General features: G+C 70.2%; 16 protein-coding genes. 4 read left to right on the top strand and 12 right to left on the bottom strand.

Translation table 11 applies throughout. From position 1 onward, the window contains the following. Window positions 1-23: 23 nt before the first annotated feature. The 3 genes from CACI_RS31905 to CACI_RS31895 all read right to left on the bottom strand — a co-directional run bounded on the left by CACI_RS31905 (window position 24) and on the right by CACI_RS31895 (window position 3,336). The gene (locus tag CACI_RS31905; RefSeq protein WP_015795020.1) at window positions 24-326 is read right to left on the bottom strand and encodes an urease subunit gamma; all 303 of its coding nucleotides are present in this window, start codon (window positions 324-326) and stop codon (window positions 24-26) included. Between the two features lie 22 nt (window positions 327-348). After that, the gene (locus tag CACI_RS31900) at window positions 349-2,070 is read right to left on the bottom strand and encodes a purine-cytosine permease family protein (RefSeq protein WP_015795019.1); all 1,722 of its coding nucleotides are present in this window, start codon (window positions 2,068-2,070) and stop codon (window positions 349-351) included. A gap of 162 nt (window positions 2,071-2,232) precedes the next feature. Continuing rightward, window positions 2,233-3,336 (bottom strand): substrate-binding domain-containing protein, encoded by a 1,104-nt coding sequence (locus CACI_RS31895; RefSeq protein ID WP_015795018.1) that lies wholly within the window; start codon window positions 3,334-3,336, stop codon window positions 2,233-2,235. 172 nt (window positions 3,337-3,508) lie between these two features. Here CACI_RS31895 and CACI_RS31890 point away from each other — a divergent pair, with 172 nt between their 5' ends. Continuing rightward, a complete protein-coding gene (locus CACI_RS31890) occupies window positions 3,509-3,970 on the top strand; it encodes a MarR family winged helix-turn-helix transcriptional regulator (RefSeq protein ID WP_015795017.1) in 462 nt (153 codons plus the stop codon). Window positions 3,971-4,353: 383 nt separating this feature from the next. On the opposite strand, the gene CACI_RS31885 is transcribed toward CACI_RS31890, so the two are convergent. Beyond that, entirely contained in the window at window positions 4,354-4,890 is a 537-nt protein-coding gene (locus tag CACI_RS31885) for a MarR family winged helix-turn-helix transcriptional regulator (RefSeq protein WP_015795016.1), read from the bottom strand. 78 nt (window positions 4,891-4,968) lie between these two features. Here CACI_RS31885 and CACI_RS31880 point away from each other — a divergent pair, with 78 nt between their 5' ends. Then, on the top strand, window positions 4,969-6,771 hold the full coding sequence (locus CACI_RS31880) for a chloride channel protein (RefSeq protein WP_015795015.1): 1,803 nt from the start codon (window positions 4,969-4,971) through the stop codon (window positions 6,769-6,771). A 380-nt stretch (window positions 6,772-7,151) separates the two neighbouring features. On the opposite strand, the gene CACI_RS31875 is transcribed toward CACI_RS31880, so the two are convergent. The 7 genes from CACI_RS31875 to dnaK are packed head-to-tail and all read right to left on the bottom strand — an operon-like array spanning window position 7,152 to window position 15,877. After that, window positions 7,152-8,837 (bottom strand): FAD-dependent oxidoreductase, encoded by a 1,686-nt coding sequence (locus CACI_RS31875; protein ID WP_015795014.1) that lies wholly within the window; start codon window positions 8,835-8,837, stop codon window positions 7,152-7,154. Window positions 8,838-8,889: 52 nt separating this feature from the next. Further along, entirely contained in the window at window positions 8,890-9,372 is a 483-nt protein-coding gene (trxA, locus tag CACI_RS31870; protein WP_015795013.1) for a thioredoxin, read from the bottom strand. Then, on the bottom strand, window positions 9,369-12,029 hold the full coding sequence (gene clpB, locus CACI_RS31865; RefSeq protein ID WP_015795012.1) for an ATP-dependent chaperone ClpB: 2,661 nt from the start codon (window positions 12,027-12,029) through the stop codon (window positions 9,369-9,371). The genes trxA and clpB overlap by 4 nt, the downstream gene beginning before the upstream one ends. Further along, the gene (locus CACI_RS31860) at window positions 12,020-12,388 is read right to left on the bottom strand and encodes a chaperone modulator CbpM (protein ID WP_015795011.1); all 369 of its coding nucleotides are present in this window, start codon (window positions 12,386-12,388) and stop codon (window positions 12,020-12,022) included. Before CACI_RS31860 ends, clpB begins: the two co-directional genes overlap by 10 nt. Continuing rightward, window positions 12,385-13,359 carry a DnaJ C-terminal domain-containing protein gene (locus CACI_RS31855; RefSeq protein WP_015795010.1) on the bottom strand — a complete coding sequence of 325 codons (975 nt, stop codon included), beginning with the start codon at window positions 13,357-13,359 and terminating at the stop codon, window positions 12,385-12,387. The genes CACI_RS31860 and CACI_RS31855 overlap by 4 nt, the downstream gene beginning before the upstream one ends. Before the next feature lie 6 nt (window positions 13,360-13,365). Beyond that, entirely contained in the window at window positions 13,366-13,956 is a 591-nt protein-coding gene (locus CACI_RS31850) for a nucleotide exchange factor GrpE (protein ID WP_015795009.1), read from the bottom strand. Between the two features lie 10 nt (window positions 13,957-13,966). Further along, window positions 13,967-15,877: a molecular chaperone DnaK gene (gene dnaK, locus CACI_RS31845; protein ID WP_015795008.1), complete on the bottom strand. Its 1,911-nt coding sequence runs from the start codon at window positions 15,875-15,877 to the stop codon at window positions 13,967-13,969. A gap of 314 nt (window positions 15,878-16,191) precedes the next feature. On the opposite strand from dnaK, the gene CACI_RS31840 reads away from it, so the two are divergent. Beyond that, window positions 16,192-16,716: a ferritin-like domain-containing protein gene (locus tag CACI_RS31840; protein WP_015795007.1), complete on the top strand. Its 525-nt coding sequence runs from the start codon at window positions 16,192-16,194 to the stop codon at window positions 16,714-16,716. 30 nt (window positions 16,717-16,746) lie between these two features. Here CACI_RS31840 and CACI_RS52960 read toward each other — a convergent pair whose 3' ends face one another. Further along, the gene (locus CACI_RS52960; RefSeq protein WP_041540567.1) at window positions 16,747-16,944 is read right to left on the bottom strand and encodes an ATP-binding protein; all 198 of its coding nucleotides are present in this window, start codon (window positions 16,942-16,944) and stop codon (window positions 16,747-16,749) included. Between the two features lie 29 nt (window positions 16,945-16,973). On the opposite strand from CACI_RS52960, the gene CACI_RS31830 reads away from it, so the two are divergent. Then, entirely contained in the window at window positions 16,974-17,615 is a 642-nt protein-coding gene (locus CACI_RS31830; protein ID WP_223297299.1) for a transposase, read from the top strand. Window positions 17,616-17,619: the final 4 nt, after the last annotated feature.

Raw genomic sequence — 17,619 nt, 5'->3', positions numbered from 1 at the left:
CTGTGAGTGATCCACCGAGCCCCTCATCCGATCGGCCGGTGCACGGTGAGGAGCTTCGTGCCGTCCGGAAAGGTGGCCTCGATCTGCACCTCGTCGATCATCTCCGGCACCCCCTCCAGCACATCCTCGCGGGTCAGCACATGACGTCCGGCGTCCATCAGTTCGCTGACACGGTGGCCGTCCCGGGCGCGTTCGAGCAGGAACGAGGTGAGCACGGCGATCGCCTCCGGGTAGTTCAGGCGCAGCCCGCGGGCTCGCCGCTCCCGGGCGAGCCCGGCGGCGACGTGGATGAGCAGGCGTTCCTGCTCGTGGGGGGACAGAAGCATGATGTCGTGGGCCTTTCGCCGATCACACCGGGGTCGCGGTGACGGGCATACCGAGGTCGACCGCCCCGGACCCGGTCTTCTTGCACGCGTCGTGGCACGCGGCCTCCAGGCTGCAGCACAGCGAGCAGATCGGACCGCTGTGGAACGGGCAGGATGCCATGTCCGGCCGCTCGAAGGCGTCCGTGCAGACCGTGCAGGTGAGCTCGACGGAGGACAGCAGGCCGTCCACGACCAGCGGCTCGTCGAGGCCGTCCACGCGGGCGATGTAGTACTTGCCCTTCGTCGTGTACGCCAGGATCGGCGAGAGGGCCAGGCCGATGCCGAGGGCGATCAGGGGAGAGAAGGCCTTGGCGTACGCACCGAAGGCGTTGAAGTACGCGACGATCGAGACCGCGGAGGCGATCAGCATGGAGCCGAAGCCGACCGGGTTGAAGTTGTACAGGTGCGCGCGCTTGAACTCGATGTAGGACGGGCTGAGTTTGAGCGGCTTGTTGATCACCAGGTCGGCGGTGACGGCGCCGATCCAAGCGATCGCGACGTTGGAGTAGAAGCCGAGGACGTTGTTCAGGAAGCCGAAGACCCCGCCCTCCATCAGCGCCAGCGAGATGCCGACATTCAGAAAGATCCACACGACGCGTCCGGGGTGCTTGTGCAGGACCCGGGAGAAGAAGTTGGACCAGGACAGCGATCCGGAATAGGCGTTCGTTGAATTGATCTTGACTTGCGAGAGCACCACGAAGAAAGTGGCCAGGCCCAGCGCGACGGGCGCGGCGAAGGTCTTCAAGCCCAGCAGGTACTGCTGGATCGGCTCGTCGGCAACGGACTTGCCGATCTTCTCGGTGACGTAGAACGCCAGGAACGCCCCGCCGAGTTGCTTGAGCGCGCCGAGCACGACCCACCCCGGACCCGCCGAGAGAACCGCGCCCCACCACTGCTTCTTGTTCTCCTCCGTCTTGTCCGGCATGAAGCGCAGGTAGTCGACCTGCTCGCCGATCTGCGCGATGAGCGAGAGCGCTACGCCGGCGCCCGCCCCGGCGCTGAGAAAGCTGAACCCGGCGCCGGTCGGCGAGTCGCCGCCGAAGTGCGTGAACCGGGCGAACTCGCCGGGATCCTTGACCGCGATGGCGAGGAACGGCGCGACCATCATGATCAGCCAGATCGGCTGGGTCCACACCTGCATCTTCGACAGCGCGGTCATGCCGTAGATCACCAGGGGGATGACGAGCAGCGAGGCGATCAGATAGCTGACCGCCAGGGGTATGTGCAGGCCGAGTTGGAAGGCCTGCGCCATGATCGAGCCTTCGAGGGCGAAGAAGATGAAGGTGAAGCTGGCGTAGATGATCGAGGTCAGCGTCGAGCCGAGGTAGCCGAATCCCGCGCCGCGGGTCAGCAGGTCCATGTCCACGGAGTACTTCGCCGAGTAGTAGGCGATCGGGATGCCGGTGGCGAAGATGACGACCGCGGCGATCAGAATCGCGACGGCGGCGCTGCTGAATCCATAGGAGATGGCGATCGAGCCGCCGATGGCGAAATCGGCGAGGTAGGCGATGCCGCCGAGCGCGGTCGTGGCGACGACGTAGGGGCTCCAGCGCCGGAAGGACTTGGGTGCGTAGCGCAGCGAGTAGTCCTCGAGCGTGTCGTTCTTCGCCCACCGGTGATAGGCACGCTTGGCACCGGTCGATGTCGTCGCGGTGGTGCCGGTCGAGGCCTGCCCTGTTCTGGCCGAGCTGTCGGTGTCGGTCACACTCTGCCTCCCTGTCGCGGTCACGGTCTGGCTCCGGCGGGAGCGCCGGGATTGCCGTTGAGACTGGTGTGCGGGTGTTGAGAGTGTGTTACGCAGTGTTACTTCACCGAGAAATTATTTCTGCGACGGGGTATTCCTGGGCTCGTACTCTGATGACGGGGTCTAGAGTTGCGCGACGATGTCGAAGTCGAAGGCGTCGGCCCTCGCCAAGTAGATGGGGTGCTCCACGTGGTTGCCGTGCAGCCGGACCGCGCCACGCGGCCCCTCATAAGCCGCGGCGCTTCCCGCGCGAAGCAGGGTGCGTACGTTCAGGCTGTGAGCCCGCGACGCCAGCGCCGCCAACAGCCGGACGCCCTCATAGCAGGACTCTCCCAGGCTGCTGAGCACCGGCGCCTGCGTCCCGAACCGCGCCGCGTACCGCCCGTTGAACTCCAAGCTCTCCGCGGTGGCGAGTGTCTCGAAGTAGCCCGCGGCCGCCCAAAGGTTCTCGGTGGCCTCCGCGCCGGTGGCCATCAGCATGTTCTCGTCCATGTGCGTGCTCAGCCGCAGAACGCTTTGGTGCAGGCCGTGCGAGGCGTAAGCCCGGTTGAAATGCACCGCGTCCGCGCCGATCAACAGCATCAAAACGATGTCCGCGGCGCTCCGCTCGATGGCGCGCACCACCCCGCCGTACTCGTGCGTGCCCAGCGCGACGAATTCCTGACCGCAGACGCGGCCCCCGCAGGCCCGCGCGTACCGCAGCGCCGCCCGCGCAGTCACACGTGGCCACACATAGTCGTTGCCCACCACGAACCAGCGCCGTACACCATGGGACTCGGCCAGCAGCCGCATCGCCGGAAGCAGTTGACGCGCAGGGGTCTCCCCGGTCACGAAGACACCGGGCGTCCGCTCGCCACCCTCATACTGCGCGGTATAGATGTAGGGCACCCGACCGGCGATCCGCGGCGCCAGCACACGTCGCACCGCCGAGATGTGCCAGCCCACGACCGCGTCCACCGCACCGACGTCCACCAGTGCCGCCACCTCGGCGGCCACCCGCTCCGGCGCGCCTCCGCCGTCCACCGGTACCAACCGCACCCGCCGCCCCAGCACCCCGCCGGCATCGTTGAGCTCGGCGGCCGCCAGCCGCGCCGACAGCTCGCAGGAGGGTCCGAAGACCCCGGCGGGCCCGGACAATGGAATCACGAGCGCCACGGTCAACTCCTCATCCGCAGTGCCGCGCAACGGCGCAGGCGCCGGCTGCGACTGCGGCGTCTCGGCGAACACGCGACCACCTCGGGACGGGTACGAGGATGCGGATAACGGTAATAGTGCGGCGGCGCAGAGAGCTGACGAGCTACGGCTCGGCGCTGAGCTCCAGGCGCAGTCATCCTGACCGGCAGCAGGCCCGTCCGTCCAGCCCAGAGCACGCCACGAGCCGAAGAGAAAGAGCGAGTCGATGACCGCGGCCGAACCACAGCGTGATCTCGTGCACCTCCTGAGCATGGCTGAGCACCGCGCGGTACGCCGCCAATCGGCCCTGCTGGAGGCCGAGGCCGAAGGCTGCTCGATCGAGCAGTGGCGAGTGCTCAACCTGCTCGCCGACGGCTTGGGCCACACCATGACCGAGGTCGCGGAATACGCCCTGCTTCCCGCCCCGACCGCGACCAAGCTCATCGACCGCCTCGTCACGGACAACCTGGTCTACCGCCATCCCGATCCAGCCGACCGGCGACGAGTTCTCGTCCACGCCGCGCAGCGCGGCCGCGAGTTGCACGCCCGCCTCGCGCCATCGCTCGCCCGGATGCAATCCGAGGTTCTCAGACCGATCGGCACAGGAGAGGAACTCGAAGCCCTGCTGGACCACTTGGCCCGGGTGCTGGACCCAGGCTCGGCCCGGGCCGGGCAAGTGGTGGCGTGAGGACCGGGAACGCGCGCCACGTCACGGCTTTTGGCTTGGCTTCCGGTCAATGTCCGCACCCGGCGCGGTAGCGGACCTCGCGTCACAGCTCGCGAATGATCTCCATGATCGATCGATCGTCGGAGCTGAACAGCGGGGACGCGGTAGTCCTGGCGTCGGTGCCGACGGCTACGGCGCCGCCGAGTTCGACTGGTTGGCTCCAGTAGCCTGATCCGCTGGCCGCGCCGCGCGGCACATCTCGAGGTCTCGGCCACTGCCCTTCACAGAGCAGTCGCCGCGGCCTTTGCGTCTCAGCGCATTTCAAGGCGAAACGCGGCCTGCTGCCGGAGGACGATCGTCGTTCATCACCCCGCGCGGCGATCCGTGTCCTGTTCGCGCTGGCGTTACTGCCAGCCCAGGGGGATCGGGTCGTATCCGGCTGAGGGTTCGCCGCCGGCGGCGCTGAAGGATTCCAGGGCCTCTACCAGCCGGTCGAGGTGGTCGGGGGGCATTCGCTCGACGATGGTGGTGATCTCCTCGCGGCGTCGGCTGGTGACCTGTTCGACCACTTCGCGGCCGGCGGCGGTCAGGGTGGCGATGGACTCGCGGCGGTTTTCGGGATTCGGCGAGCGGTCGATCATTCCGGCGGCGGCCAGACGCTCGGCCATGCGCATCGCCGTCGAGGGGTTGACCGCCAAGTGCTCGGCCAGGTGCGTCAGCCGCAGCGGTCCGCGAGAGGACAGGACGACCAATGCGCGGAACTGCGGCAGGGTCAGGCTGTCCTCGACCTCGTTCAGCGAGCGTGCTGAGACGGCGACCAGCAGCCGGGAGGCGGTCAGCAGGGCATCGGTGACCCGGTCGACAGTGCCGGCGACGGCGCGGGCGGGATGGGCCGCGGTCGAGGGCTCGGCGTTGTCGTGGTCGGCGGTTCGCGGACTCATGTCACAGTTCTACCGCGCCGTGGTGGGCCGTGTCGGACATGCGGGCGGCTTGACGCGGACGGCCATCTTGTTTGCATAATGCAAATCATGTCCTCCCTCAGCGGCGCGGCGCGTCGGACCTCCTCTCCTGTGTTGCCGGTGCCGACCCGTGGAGTCCTGCGCCGCCTCGTGGACGCCTTGGCGTCCGGGCGGAGCGGTTTGGTGGTGCTGGCGTTGGCGATCGGAGCCGGCGCCGGGGGCGGGGCGATCGTGTTCCGTTGGCTCATCACCTCCTTCACGCACCTGTTCTCCGGGCATGCCGACTACTCCGACGCCGGGCACGCCGCCAATCCGCACCTTTCGGCGCTGGGGATCTGGTTCGTGCTGCTCACGCCGGTGGTCGCCGGGCTGATCTACGGCCCGCTGGTGTACAAGTTCGCGCCGGAGGCTCGCGGGCACGGCGTGCCGGAGGTGATGTACGCGGTCGCGCGCAACAGCGGCCGGATCGCCCCGCAGGTCGCCGTGGTGAAGTCCTTGGCGTCGGCGTTGTGTATCGGCTCGGGCGGATCGGTGGGCCGTGAGGGACCGATCGTCCAGATCGGGTCGGCCCTCGGCTCGACCCTGGGCCGGGTCGTCGGCGCCGGGGAGGACCGGATGCGGCTGCTGGTGGCCTGCGGCGCGGCCGGAGGGATCGCGGCCACCTTCAACGCGCCGCTGGCCGGAGTGTTCTTCGCGATGGAGCTGATCCTCACCTCCTTTGCCGCCGAGGGCTTCGGGATGATCGTGCTGTCCTCGGTCACCGCCTCGGTGATCGGTCGGGCGGCCTTCGGCAACGCGCCGTTCCTGACCCTGCCGCCATTCCACGCCGCACACGTGTCCCAGCTCGCGCTGTTCGCGGTACTCGGCATCGGCGCGGGTATCGTAGGCGTCGCCTTCTCGAAGATCCTCTATGCGATCGAGGACGCCTGCGACTGGGCATGGCGCTGGCCGGAGTGGGCCCGCCCGGCCGTCGGCGGTCTGTTGCTGGGCGTCGTGCTGCTGGTGCTGCCGCAGATGTACGGGGTCGGATACCCGGTCCTGGAGAACGCGGTCGCCGGCAAATACGCGATCGGATTCCTGCTGGTGCTGCTGATCGGGAAGGTCGTGGCCACCAGCTTGACCATCGGGATCGGCGGATCCGGCGGAGTGTTCGCCCCCAGCTTGTTCATGGGGGCGATGGCCGGCTCGGCGTTCGGACTGGCCGCCCAGGACCTCTTCGGGACGGGCGCCGGCCCGGTCGGTTCCTACGCGCTGGTCGGAATGGGAGCGGTGTTCGCCGGGGCGGCCCGCGCACCGATCACCGCGGTGGTCATCCTGTTCGAGCTGACCGGCGAGTACTCCATCATCCTGCCGCTGATGGCCGCGATCGTGCTGGCCACCTTGACCAGCAAAGCCATCACCGGCGACACCATCTACACCCTCAAGCTGCGCCGCCGCGGCGTAGACCTGTCCGCTCCGGCACCGGCCTCGCCGTTCGCCGGGATCACCGTCGCCGAGGTGATGGAGCCGGTCCCCGCCGCGCTCACGGCGACCACCTCCCTGTCGCAGGCCGCGGACGCGCTGGCCGTCTCCCGGCACGGCGCGCTGCCCGTCACCGACGCCGACGGCTCCTTCCTCGGCGTCGCCACGGCCCGCGCGGTCGCCGAAGTCCTGTCCGAAGGCGGACACGACACCGAACCGGTCGGCGAAGTCCTCTTCGTCCCCAAGCCGGTACACGCCGACAACGACCTGGCCGGCGCCCTGGCCGAACTGGTTGGGGCAACCCCCTCGGGTCTGCCGGTCCTCGACGAGACCGGCACCTGCCTGTCCGGATGGATCACCCATCAGGCCGTGCTGGCGGCAGTCCATCGAGGTCCAGCCTGATCTCCACCGGGCACCGCACGGCGACTGGCACGGATCCGACCACACGGGAAGCGCATGGCGGCAGTCGGCGTCCCCTCAATCGGCGCTGCCGTCCCTGGCCCATCAGGCACGCCGCGCGATGCCAACTTGGCCACGGGGCTACAGGGCGCACGGGGGACATGGACGGCTCGGCCAGCTGCGAAATACGCCAATGCGGATAGCAAAGGCACGCTGACTGTGCCTTTACTATCGTGCCTGCGACTGGACTCGATAGATGGGCTGAGAGTGCATCATGCCGGTGCTCGACGTATTTGATTCCATCGTGGCTGGAACCCGGCGTGCTCCACCGGCCGCCTGAAGCATGTCGCAGAAGATTGATCTCCACCCCGCGCCGGCCGCGGTCACATGCCGGCGGCCCCGACCTCGCGCAGATAAGCGTGGACGAGGCGTACCGACATCGCGCCCTCGCCGACTGCCGAAGCGACGCGGTTGATGGAGCCGCTGCGGACGTCGCCGGCCGCGAACACCCCGGGTCGGCTTGTCTCGAGCAGATACGGCCGGCGCGAGAGGTGGTTCCAGTGCGCCGCTTGCGCGTCGGATCCGCTGCTGTCGACGTCGCGGCCGGTGAGGATGGCGCCGCGCTTGTCCAGCGCCAGCGCATCGGCCACCCAGCCGGTGCCGGGGCGCGCGCCGATGAACACGAACAGGGCCGCCACCGTCAGCCGTCGCCGCTGTCCGGTGGCGGTGTCCTCGAGGACGACTGCCTCGACCCGCCTGCTTCCCAGGACCTCGCGTACCTCGGTGTGCGGCAGCACCTCGATCCGTGGTTCGGCCTTGATGCGCTCCACGAGGTATCGCGACATGTCGGCTTCCAGGTCGCCGCCGCGGACCACCAGGTGGACCCGGGACGCCGTGCGCGCCAGGAAGACCGCGGCCTGTCCGGCCGAGTTCCCGCCGCCGACCACGGCCACCTGGTTCACCTCGCACTGCCGCGCCTCCCATATGGTCGCCGCGTAGTGGACGCCGAGCCCTTCGAGCTCTCGGCAGCCCGGCACGTCCAGGCGCCGGTACTGCGCGCCGGTGGCGATGACGACCGCGTGCGCGGCGATCTCCTCGCCGTCGTCCAGCCGGACCACGTAGCGGCCGTCCTCGCGCTGCTCCAGCGCGGCCGCGGTCGCCGGGACGGTGATCCGGGCGCCGAACCTGGTCGCCTGGATCACCGCCCGCTCGGCGAGTTCCGAGCCGGAGATCCCGGCCGGGAAGCCAAGGTAGTTCTCGATGCGCGAGGAGGTGCCGGCCTGGCCGCCGGCGGCGCTCCTGTCCAGCACCACCGTCCTGAGCCCTTCGGAGGAACCGTAGACCGCGGCGCCGAGGCCGGCCGGGCCCGCGCCGACGATAAGCAGGTCGCACCCGGTGTCGCCGGGTGGCACGCGCAGCCCGACCGTCTCGGCGAGGACGGCGTTGCCGGGGTTGCGCAGGACTTTGCGACCGCCCCAGACCACGACCGGGGTCTGCGCGGCGGTGACGCCGAGGCTGCGCAGCAGTGCCTCGGCGTCGGGCTCACGGTCCGGGTCGATCCAGCGGTGCGGCAGCCGGTTGCGTGCGGCGAAGGACAGCAGGCGGCGGGTGTCGGGGGAGTACCGGGAGCCGATGATGCGGAACCCGGTGCCCTGCCCGAGCAGCAACTCGCGCCGGTTGAGGTAGGCGCGCAGGATCAGGTTGCCCAGCTCCGGCTCGCGCGCCAGCGCGGTGCTCAGCTCCGAGACCGGTACCGCGAGGACCTCGCCGGGGGCGTCCACGACCGCGGTCACGTACGCGACCTGCCCCTCCAGCAGTCCCAGTTCGCCGAGGAAGCGTCCCGGGCCGTGCACCCGCACGACACGCCCGTCCGCGCCGTACCCGTCGACGATCTTGATCAGGCCGCTGAGCACGATGTAGAAGGTGTCGTTCGGCTCGCCCTCGCGGAACAGCAGGTCTCCGGGCTCGACGCGGCGCCGCTCGCCGCACTCGGCGAAAACCGCGATCTGCTCATCGGTCAGCCGCGGAAAGGCACCGTCGGGATCCGGGCTCTCGACCGGCCCGGTCACGCGTGTGCCTCGTCCCAGCCACGTACCTCGTCCCCGCAGCGCCACCGCGGGGTCATGGCGCGCCCGCTGACCCGGTCGCAGCCGAAGACTCCGCCGCCGAGCCGCCCGCGAGCGCCTCCTCGACCCAGGCGCGCAGCTCCGCCGCGGGGCGGGCGCCGGCCTGCCGGGCCAGCACCCGGCCCCGGTCGATGACCAGCAGCGTGGGCACGGCCCGCACCTCGAAGCGCTGGGAGAGCTGCGGCGAGGCGTCGACGTCGACCTTGGCCAGCTTGATCTTCCCGGCGAGATCGGCGGCGACCTGCTCCAGTGCCGGGCTGACCATGCGGCACGGCCCGCACCAGGTCGCCCACAGGTCGACAACCACCGGGATGCTCGCCTTGTCGACCACCTGGGTGAAGGTGCTGTCCTCGGCATCCACGATCCACGGCAGGCTCTGGTGGCAGTTGCCGCACCTGGGGTGTCCCTCGGCAGCCGCGGGCACGCGGTTGTTCTTGCCGCAGTGCGGGCAGCGGACTGTCTTCGGCTCCACGCTCACGGCGCCGCCTCCGCTTCGTCTCCGGTCTCCTCCGCCGGCTCCTCCGCCGGTTCCTCGAACGAGACGGTCAGCTCGCCGCCCTCGGCGCCGACCACGACGGTGACGCCCTCGCGGGCGCCGCCGGCCAGCAGCGCGCGGCCGATCTTGGTCTCCACCTCGTGCGAGATGAAGCGGCGCAGCGGCCGCGCGCCGTAGACCGGGTCGAAGCCCTGCTCGGCGATCAGCTTGCGGCCTGGCTCGGTCAGCACCAGCGCGATGCGCCGCTCGGCCAGGCGCCGGCGCAGCTCCTCGATCATCAGGTCGACGATGATCTCGATCTGCGGCAGGTCCAGCGGGTGGAACAGCACGATGTCGTCGACCCGGTTGAGGAACTCCGGGCGGAAGTGCGAGCGCAGCTCGCCCATGATCAGGTCCCGGACGTCCGGCTTGATCTCGCCGCCGGCGTGCGACTCCGGCAGCAGGTACTGCGAGCCCAGATTCGAGGTCATGATGATCACGGTGTTGCGGAAGTCGACGGTGCGGCCCTGCGAGTCGGTGATCCGGCCGTCGTCGAGCACCTGCAGCAGGGTGTTGAAGACGTCCGCGTGCGCCTTCTCGATCTCGTCGAACAGCACCACCGAGTAGGGCTTGCGGCGCACGGCCTCGGTGAGCTGGCCGCCCTCCTCATAGCCGACGTATCCGGGAGGTGCCCCGATCAGCCTGCTGACCGTGTGCCGCTCCTGGTACTCGCTCATGTCGAGCCGCACCATGTTCTCCTCGCTGTCGAACAGCGCCGCGGCGAGGGTCTTGGCCAGTTCGGTCTTGCCGACGCCGGTGGGTCCGAGGAAGATGAAGGACCCGATCGGGCGCCGCGGATCGCGGATCCCGGAGCGGGAGCGGATGACGGCGTCGGCGACCAGCCGCACCGCCTCGTCCTGGCCGATGACCCGTTCGCGCAGGATCTCGTCCAGGCGCAGCAGCTTCTCCCGCTCGCCCTCCTGCAGCCGGGCGACGGGGATCCCGGTCCAGGCCGCGACGATCTCGGCGATCTCCTCCTCGGTCACGACCTCGCGCAGCAGGCGGCTGGAGCCCTGCTTGGAGCTGAGCCGCTGCTCCTCGGCGGCGAGCTTGCGCTCCAGCTCGGTGAGCTTGCCGTAGCGCAGCTCGGCGGCCTTGTTCAGGTCGTACTCGCGCTCGGCACGCTCGGCCTCGGCGCGGGTGCGCTCCAACTCCTCGCGCAGCTCCTGGACCCGGCGGATGGCCTGCCGCTCGGCGTCCCACTGCGCGCGCTTGGCCGACGTCTGGGCGCGCAGGTCGGCCAGCTCGCGCCGGAGTTCCTCCAGACGGTCGCGGCTGGCCCGATCCTTCTCCTTGGCCAGCGCCGCCTCCTCGATCTCCAGGCGGGTGACCCGGCGGGTGAGTTCGTCCAGCTCCGCCGGCATCGAGTCGATCTCGGTGCGCAGCCGGGCGCAGGCCTCGTCCACCAGGTCGATGGCCTTGTCCGGGAGGAACCGGTCGGTGATGTAGCGGTGGCTCAGGCTCGCCGCGGCCACCAGCGCGCCATCCTGGATCTTGACGCCGTGGAACACCTCCAGGCGCTCGCGCAGGCCGCGCAGGATCGAGACCGTGTCCTCGACCGAGGGCTCGTCGACCAGTACGGTCTGGAAGCGCCGCTCCAGCGCCGCGTCGGACTCGATGTGCTTGCGGTATTCATCGAGCGTGGTCGCGCCGATCATGTGCAGCTCGCCGCGGGCCAGCATCGGCTTGAGCATGTTGCCGGCGTCCATCGCGCCCTCGGCGGCGCCGGCGCCGACCACGGTGTGCAGCTCGTCGATGAACAGCAAGATCCTGCCCTCGGCCGCCTTGACCTCGGCCAGCACCGCCTTGAGCCGCTCCTCGAACTCGCCGCGGTACTTGGCCCCGGCCACCAGCGCGCCCATGTCCAGGGAGAACACGGTCTTGTCGCGCAGCCCCTCGGGGACGTCGCCGCGCAGGATGCGCTGGGCCAGGCCCTCGACGATCGCGGTCTTGCCGACCCCGGGGTCGCCGATCAGCACCGGGTTGTTCTTGGTCTTGCGGCTCAGGATCTGGACCACCCGGCGGATCTCGGCGTCCCGGCCGATGACCGGGTCGAGCTTGTCGGCGCGCGCCTCCGCGACCAGATCGCGACCGTACTTCTCCAGCGCCTCATAGGTCCCCTCCGGCGTCGCCGAGGTGACCCGCTGGTTGCCGCGCACGCTGGTCAGGGCCTTGAGGAAGGCCTCACGGGTGACGCCGCGCTCCCGCAGCCGCCGCCCGGCCGAGGTGGCCGTGCCCTCCTCGATCAGCGGCAGTGTCAGGTGCTCGACCGACACGTACTCGTCCTTGAGCCGCTTGGCCTCGCGTTCGGCCGCGTCCAGCAGGCGCGACAGGCGCTGGGTGATCATGACCTGTCCGGGCGTGGCTCCCGGGCCGGTGACGCGCGGGCGCTTGGCCAGGTCGGCAGACAGGTCGGCGTGCAGTGCCTCGACGTCCGCGCCGAGCTGGGCGAGCAGCCGGGGCACCAGGCCGTCCTGCTGGTCCAGGAGCGCGACCAGCAGGTGCTCCCCGTCGACCTCGGTGTGGCCGAGGCGGGTCGCTGTCGTCTGCGCTTCGGCGAGCGCCTCCTGCGACTTCTGGGTGAGCCGGTTCATGTCCATGGTGGGAACTCCTTCGCCGGGCGCCCGCTGCGGCGCAGCGCTGATTCCAGCTGGTCGATGCGGTCGAGCAGGTCCAGGACGAGGCCGAGGGAGGCGTAGTTGAGGCCGAGGCCGGCGTGCAGGCGCAGTGCCCGGGCGACCGTCGCCGGGGCGCGCGCGTCGAACCAGAGCTGTCCGGCGTCGTCGCGCTGGGCGTCGAGCACGCTGAGCGCGACGAACCGGCGGATCAGCTGGGAGGTGACGCCCGAGCGGCCGGCCACGTCCTCGAGGGTCAGCCGGCCCTGGGACGCGCGGCGCACCACGACGAGCGGATAGCGACGGCCGCCACCGGGCTGCCCGATGTCGTTCGCGGGGGTCATGACCGCCTCCTGGGGTCGAAGGACGAGGCTGCGGCGAGCTGTTCGAACAGCTCGCGCTCCCGGTCGGTCGGCGTGGCCGGCACCATGATCCTGACCTCGGCGTACAGGTCGCCGGGCGGGCCCTTGGGGTTGGGCATGCCCTCGCCGCGCAGCCGCAGCTTGCGCCCGGTCGAGGAGCCCGCCGGGACGACGACCTTGGCCGTGCCGCCGGGAGTGGGGACCGGGACCGTCGCGCCGAGCGCCGCCTCCCACGGGCTGACCGGCAGGTCGACGGTGATGTCCCGGCCGGACAGCCGGAAGCGCGGGTGCGGGGCGATCCGGATCTGGAGGTAGAGGTCGCCCGCCGGGGCGTCGCCGTAGCCGCGGCCGCCCTGCCCGGCCAGCCGGATCCGCTGGCCGTCGACGACGCCGGCGGGGATCGTGACGTCGTAGTCGCGCCCTCCGGCGCCGCCGATCGTGATCTTCCGTTTGCCACCGCGATAGGCCTCTTCCACGGAGAGCTCCAGCTCCGCGGTCTGGTCCGCGCCGGCCATCCGCACCCCGCCGCGCCCGCCCCGACTGCCCCGACCACCCTGGCCGCCCCGGCCGGCCGGCCCGCCCTGCCCGCCGAAGATGTCGCCGAACAAATCCTCGAACCGGACCCCGGCGCCGCCGAAGTCGACGTACTCGCCGCCCTCCGGTCCGCCGCCGCGGAAACCGCCGGCGCGCGCGGCGCGGCCGGCCGCCACCTGCTCGTCGTAGTCCTCGGGGATCTGGCGGAAGTCCGGGCCGAACCGGTCGTAGCGGGCCCGGGTCTTCGGGTCGGACAGGACCTGGTAGGCCTCGTTGATCTCCTTGAAGCGCTCCTCGGCCGCCGGGTCCTTGTTCACGTCGGGGTGGTGGCGGCGGGCCAGCTTGCGGAAGGCCTGCTGGATCTGCTCGGCGTCCGCCGTCTTCGGCACGCCCAGCACCTCGTAGTAGTCGCGAGCCATACCGGCTCACCCCTGCCCGGCGCTCTTGGCGCTGACCAGTACGGCGGCCGGGCGCAGTTGCGACTCCGGCGGCCGGCCGTAACCCGGGCGCAGGACCCTGACGACCGTCCCCGGCGGGCTGCCGGGGTCCTCGACCACGCCGGTCGCCTCGTGCCGCTGGGGGTCGAACGGCACGCCGGTCTGGTCGTCGCGGGCGAAGCCGAGCGAGGCGAGCACGCCGACCGCCTGGTCACGGACCGCCCGCACACCGGCGACGAACGGCGAGTCGCCGTCGGCGTGGTCGAGCGCGAGTTCGAGGTGGTCGACCACCGGGAGCCAGGCCAGGCAGACACGGCGGCGCTCGGCCGCGGCCGCCTGGCTCAGTTCCCGGGCGTGCCGCTTGCGGGCGTTGTCGAGATCGGCGAGCGCGCGCCGCCAACGGTCTTCGAGCTCTGCGGTCGCGGGCGCGTCAGGACCGGAAGGCCTCTCGGTGGATTCCCTTGGGGCCCGTTCGGTGAGATTTTCAGGGGTGCTCGCACTGTCGGCGGGGGCTTCGGCCCGCGTCTCAGCCCCGGTCGGCGGGGCATCGCGCCCCAGGGCGCCGTTTTCGTCGGCCATGTCGTGCGCCTCAGCTCTTGTCGAACTCGGCGTCGATGACGTCGTCGTCGGGGCCCGTCGAACCCTCGGGACCACCGCCCGGCGCGGAGCTCTGCGCAGCCTCGCCGCTCGGCGCGCCTCCGGCTTCGCGGGCGGCCAGAGCCGAGGAGATCTGCCGCAGCTCGGAGGTGAGTTCATGCAGGCGGTCCAGCGGCGCGGGCGCCTCCGGCTTGATCGCGTCCCGGGCTTCGCCGACGAGGAGTTCGGCGCGGGCTCGCTCGTGCTGCGGGACGGCGTCGCCGAGCTCGGAGAGCCGGCGCTGGACCTGGTAGGCGACGGTGTCCAGGTCGTTGCGGGCATCGACGACCTGGCGCAGGCTCTGGTCCTCGGCCCGGTGCCGCTCGGCCTCGGAGACCATGCGGTCGACCTCGGAGCGGTCCAGGTTCGAACTCTCGCTGATGGTGATGCCCTGCTCCGCCCCGGTGTCCTTGTCCTTCGCGCTGACGTTGAGGATGCCGTTCGCGTCGATGTCGAAGGTGACCTCGACCTTGGGCTCGCCGCGTGGCCCGGGACGGACGTTCTCCAGGCGGAAGCGCCCGAGGACGCGGTTGTCGGCCGCCATCTCGCGCTCGCCCTGCAGGACGACGACGTCCACGGCGGACTGGTTGTCCTCGGCGGTGGAGAAGGTCTCCGAGCGGCGCACCGGGATGGTGGTGTTCCGCTCGATGATCTTCGTCATGACGCCGCCCTGGGTCTCGACGCCGAGGGACAGCGGTGTGACGTCGAGCAGCAGGACGTCCTTGACCTCGCCCTTGAGCACCCCGGCCTGGACGGCGGCGCCGAGCGCCACCACCTCGTCGGGGTTGACGGTCATGTTGGGGTCCTTGCCGCCGGTCAGCTTGCGGACCAGCGCCTGGACCGCCGGGATCCGGGTGGAGCCGCCGACCAGGATCACCTCGTCGATGTCGTTCGCGGTGACCTTGGCGTCGGCCATCGCCTGCTTGACCGGCCCGAGGCAGCGCTCCACCAGGTCGGCGGTGATCTCCTCGAAGGTGGAGCGGCGGATGGTCTGGGTCACGTGCTTGGGGCCGGAGGCGTCGGCGGTGATGAAGGGGAGGTTGATCTGCGTCTGGGTGACCGAGCTCAGCTCGGTCTTGGCCTTCTCTGCGGCCTCGAACAGACGCTGCAGGGCCTGGGGGTCCTCGCGCAGATCGATGCCGTTCCCCTTCTGGAACTCATCGGCGATGTGGTCGACCAGACGGCGGTCGAAGTCATCGCCGCCGAGGTGGGTGTCGCCGGCCGTGGAGCGGACCTCCACGACGCCGTCGCCGACGTCGAGGATGCTGACGTCGAACGTGCCGCCGCCGAGGTCGAAGACCAGGACCGTCTCGTGCCCCTTCTTGTCCAGGCCGTAGGCCAGGGCCGCGGCGGTGGGCTCGTTGATGATGCGCAGGACCTCCAGGCCGGCGATCTTCCCGGCGTCCTTGGTGGCGGTGCGCTGGGCGTCGTTGAAGTAGGCCGGGACCGTGATCACCGCCTCGGTGACCTTCTCGCCGAGGGACTTGGAGGCGTCCTCGGCCAGCTTGCGCAGTACCAGGGCACTGATCTCCTCGGGGGCGTAGAGCTTGCCGCGCACGTCGAAGCGGGCCGCGCCGCCGGGCCCTTCGACGACGTCGAACGCCACCGCCTTGGCCTCGGCGGAGATCTCGTCGAAGTGCCGCCCGATGAAGCGCTTGGCGGAGTAGATGGTGCCCTTGGGGTTGAGGATCGCCTGACGCCGGGCGAGCTGGCCGACCAGGCGCTCGCCGTCCTCGGTGAAGCCGACGACGGAGGGGGTGGTCCGCGAACCCTCGGTGTTCGGTATGACCCGTGCCTCGCCGCCCTCCCAGACCGCGATGACCGAGTTGGTGGTTCCCAGGTCGATGCCTACCGCCTTCGCCATGAGCTGCTCCTTGATCGGATCGGATGGTCCGGCACGGGCTCGGCGACCTGTTGACCAGCCCCGGGTCTGCACGATTCGGATTCATCGGCGCCAGACGTGCGAAACCCCCCTTTTCCTTCCTACCACCGGGGCTGGACGGTCGCGATCGGAGTGCTCGGACGGCCCGGCTCCGAACAGATGAGCCTGTTGTCATGGACTTGCGGCTCCGGCCGGACCCGGGTTGGGTTGAAGGGTCGTCCAAGACGCCTCGAAAGGCACGGCTTGAGCTCCGGCGCGAAGAGCCGCACCCGCAACCCCAGGAATGGAGCACGACGGTGACCGACTTTCTGACCGACGTGAAGTCCCTTCGCGACAAAGCCCGCCAAGACATCATGAAAGGCCCGGTCACCGCGTCCTACGGAACAGACGTCACCAAGGTCGTCGACCTCCTGAACGTCGCGCTGGCGACCGAGATCGTCTGCGTGTTGCGCTATCGGCAGCACCACTTCACCGCGACCGGACTGAACTCCGAGCCGGTGGCCGCCGAGTTCCTGACCCACTCCGTCGAGGAACAGGACCACGCCGACCGGCTGGCCGCCCGCATCGTCCAGCTCGGCGGCACCCCGAAGATGGACCCCGCCGGGCTCGAGGCCCGAGCGCACTCGGAGTACAAGCCGGCCTCGGACCTGCAAGAGATGGTCAAGGAGAACCTGGTCGCCGAACGGATCGCCGTCGCGTCCTACACCGAGATGATCAACTGGGTCGGCACCGCCGACCCCACCACCCGCCGGGTCCTCGAGGACATCCTCGCCAAGGAGGAGGAGCACGCCGACGACATGTTGAGCCTGCTCGAGTCCTGACCGTTCGGGTACATCGAAGCGGCGGCGGCGTCAGTGTGCTTGTCGAAGGACGACGGTGAGACGGGCGCCGCCGGCCGGGCTGTCGGTGATGACGATGCTCCCGTGGTGGGCGAGGGCGATTTCGCGGGCGATGGCCAGGCCCAGTCCGGAATTGCCGGTGCCGCGCTCGCGGCCGTCGTCCAGACGCACGAAGCGGTCGAAGACCCGCTCGCGGTCCTCGGAAGGCACCGGGCCGTCCGCCGATCGGCGAGGAGCTGGTGGACCTGATTGTCCGGCTGGCAAGCGAGAACCGCCGGTGGGGCGTGCTGCGGATCCTCCGGCGAGTTGCGCCGGCTCGGGCACCGGGACGTGGCGTCCACCATCCGCAAGATCCTGCGTGCTCGTCGGATCGGTCCCCCCCCGCGCTGCGCGATGACAGTTGGCGAACGTTTCTGAGCTCCCGTGCCGGCACCTTGATCGCTACGGACTTCTGCCATTTCGACTGCGCTGTAACGCTGACCCGGCTGTATGTCGCTTTCGTCATCGAGCACAGCAACCGTCGGGTGCGCCTGCTGGGGATCACCCGGTATCCCACCGCGGCCTGGCCACCCAACTCGCGCGGGAACTCCTCGCTCGTCATGAAGACTGCCCCACAGGCCCTGCGGTTGAAAGCGTTCGCCGAACGCTTCGTGCGCACTGTCCGGGCCGAGTGCACCGACCGGATGCTCATCGCCGGCGACCGCCACCTGCGCACCGTGCTGGAGCAGTTCGTTGAGCACTACAACGCTGGCCGCTCGCGCCAAGGACACGGCATGAGGCTACGCGCCCCGAACGTGATCGCGTTCCCTACGCCAATCAACCGGATCCGCCGCCGAACCGTGCTTGGCGGACTGATCCACGAATACGAACAAGCCGCATAAAGGC

The organism is Catenulispora acidiphila DSM 44928, assembly GCF_000024025.1.
Classification (GTDB): Bacteria; Actinomycetota; Actinomycetes; order Streptomycetales; family Catenulisporaceae; genus Catenulispora; species Catenulispora acidiphila.
This window is presented reverse-complemented; position numbering and strand designations above follow the sequence as displayed.

Excerpts from the sequence above, each read along its gene's own strand:
- CACI_RS31855 (WP_015795010.1), bottom strand. The coding sequence starts at position 13,359 with ATGGCTCGCGACTACTACGAGGTGCTGGGCGTGCCGAAGACGGCGGAC.
- dnaK (WP_015795008.1), bottom strand. The coding sequence starts at position 15,877 with ATGGCGAAGGCGGTAGGCATCGACCTGGGAACCACCAACTCGGTCATC.
- CACI_RS31880 (WP_015795015.1), top strand. The coding sequence starts at position 4,969 with ATGCAAATCATGTCCTCCCTCAGCGGCGCGGCGCGTCGGACCTCCTCT.
- CACI_RS31905 (WP_015795020.1), bottom strand. The coding sequence starts at position 326 with ATGCTTCTGTCCCCCCACGAGCAGGAACGCCTGCTCATCCACGTCGCC.
- CACI_RS31860 (WP_015795011.1), bottom strand. The coding sequence starts at position 12,388 with ATGACCCCCGCGAACGACATCGGGCAGCCCGGTGGCGGCCGTCGCTAT.
- CACI_RS31885 (WP_015795016.1), bottom strand. The coding sequence starts at position 4,890 with ATGAGTCCGCGAACCGCCGACCACGACAACGCCGAGCCCTCGACCGCG.
- CACI_RS31850 (WP_015795009.1), bottom strand. The coding sequence starts at position 13,956 with ATGGCCGACGAAAACGGCGCCCTGGGGCGCGATGCCCCGCCGACCGGG.
- CACI_RS31890 (WP_015795017.1), top strand. The coding sequence starts at position 3,509 with ATGACCGCGGCCGAACCACAGCGTGATCTCGTGCACCTCCTGAGCATG.
- clpB (WP_015795012.1), bottom strand. The coding sequence starts at position 12,029 with ATGGACATGAACCGGCTCACCCAGAAGTCGCAGGAGGCGCTCGCCGAA.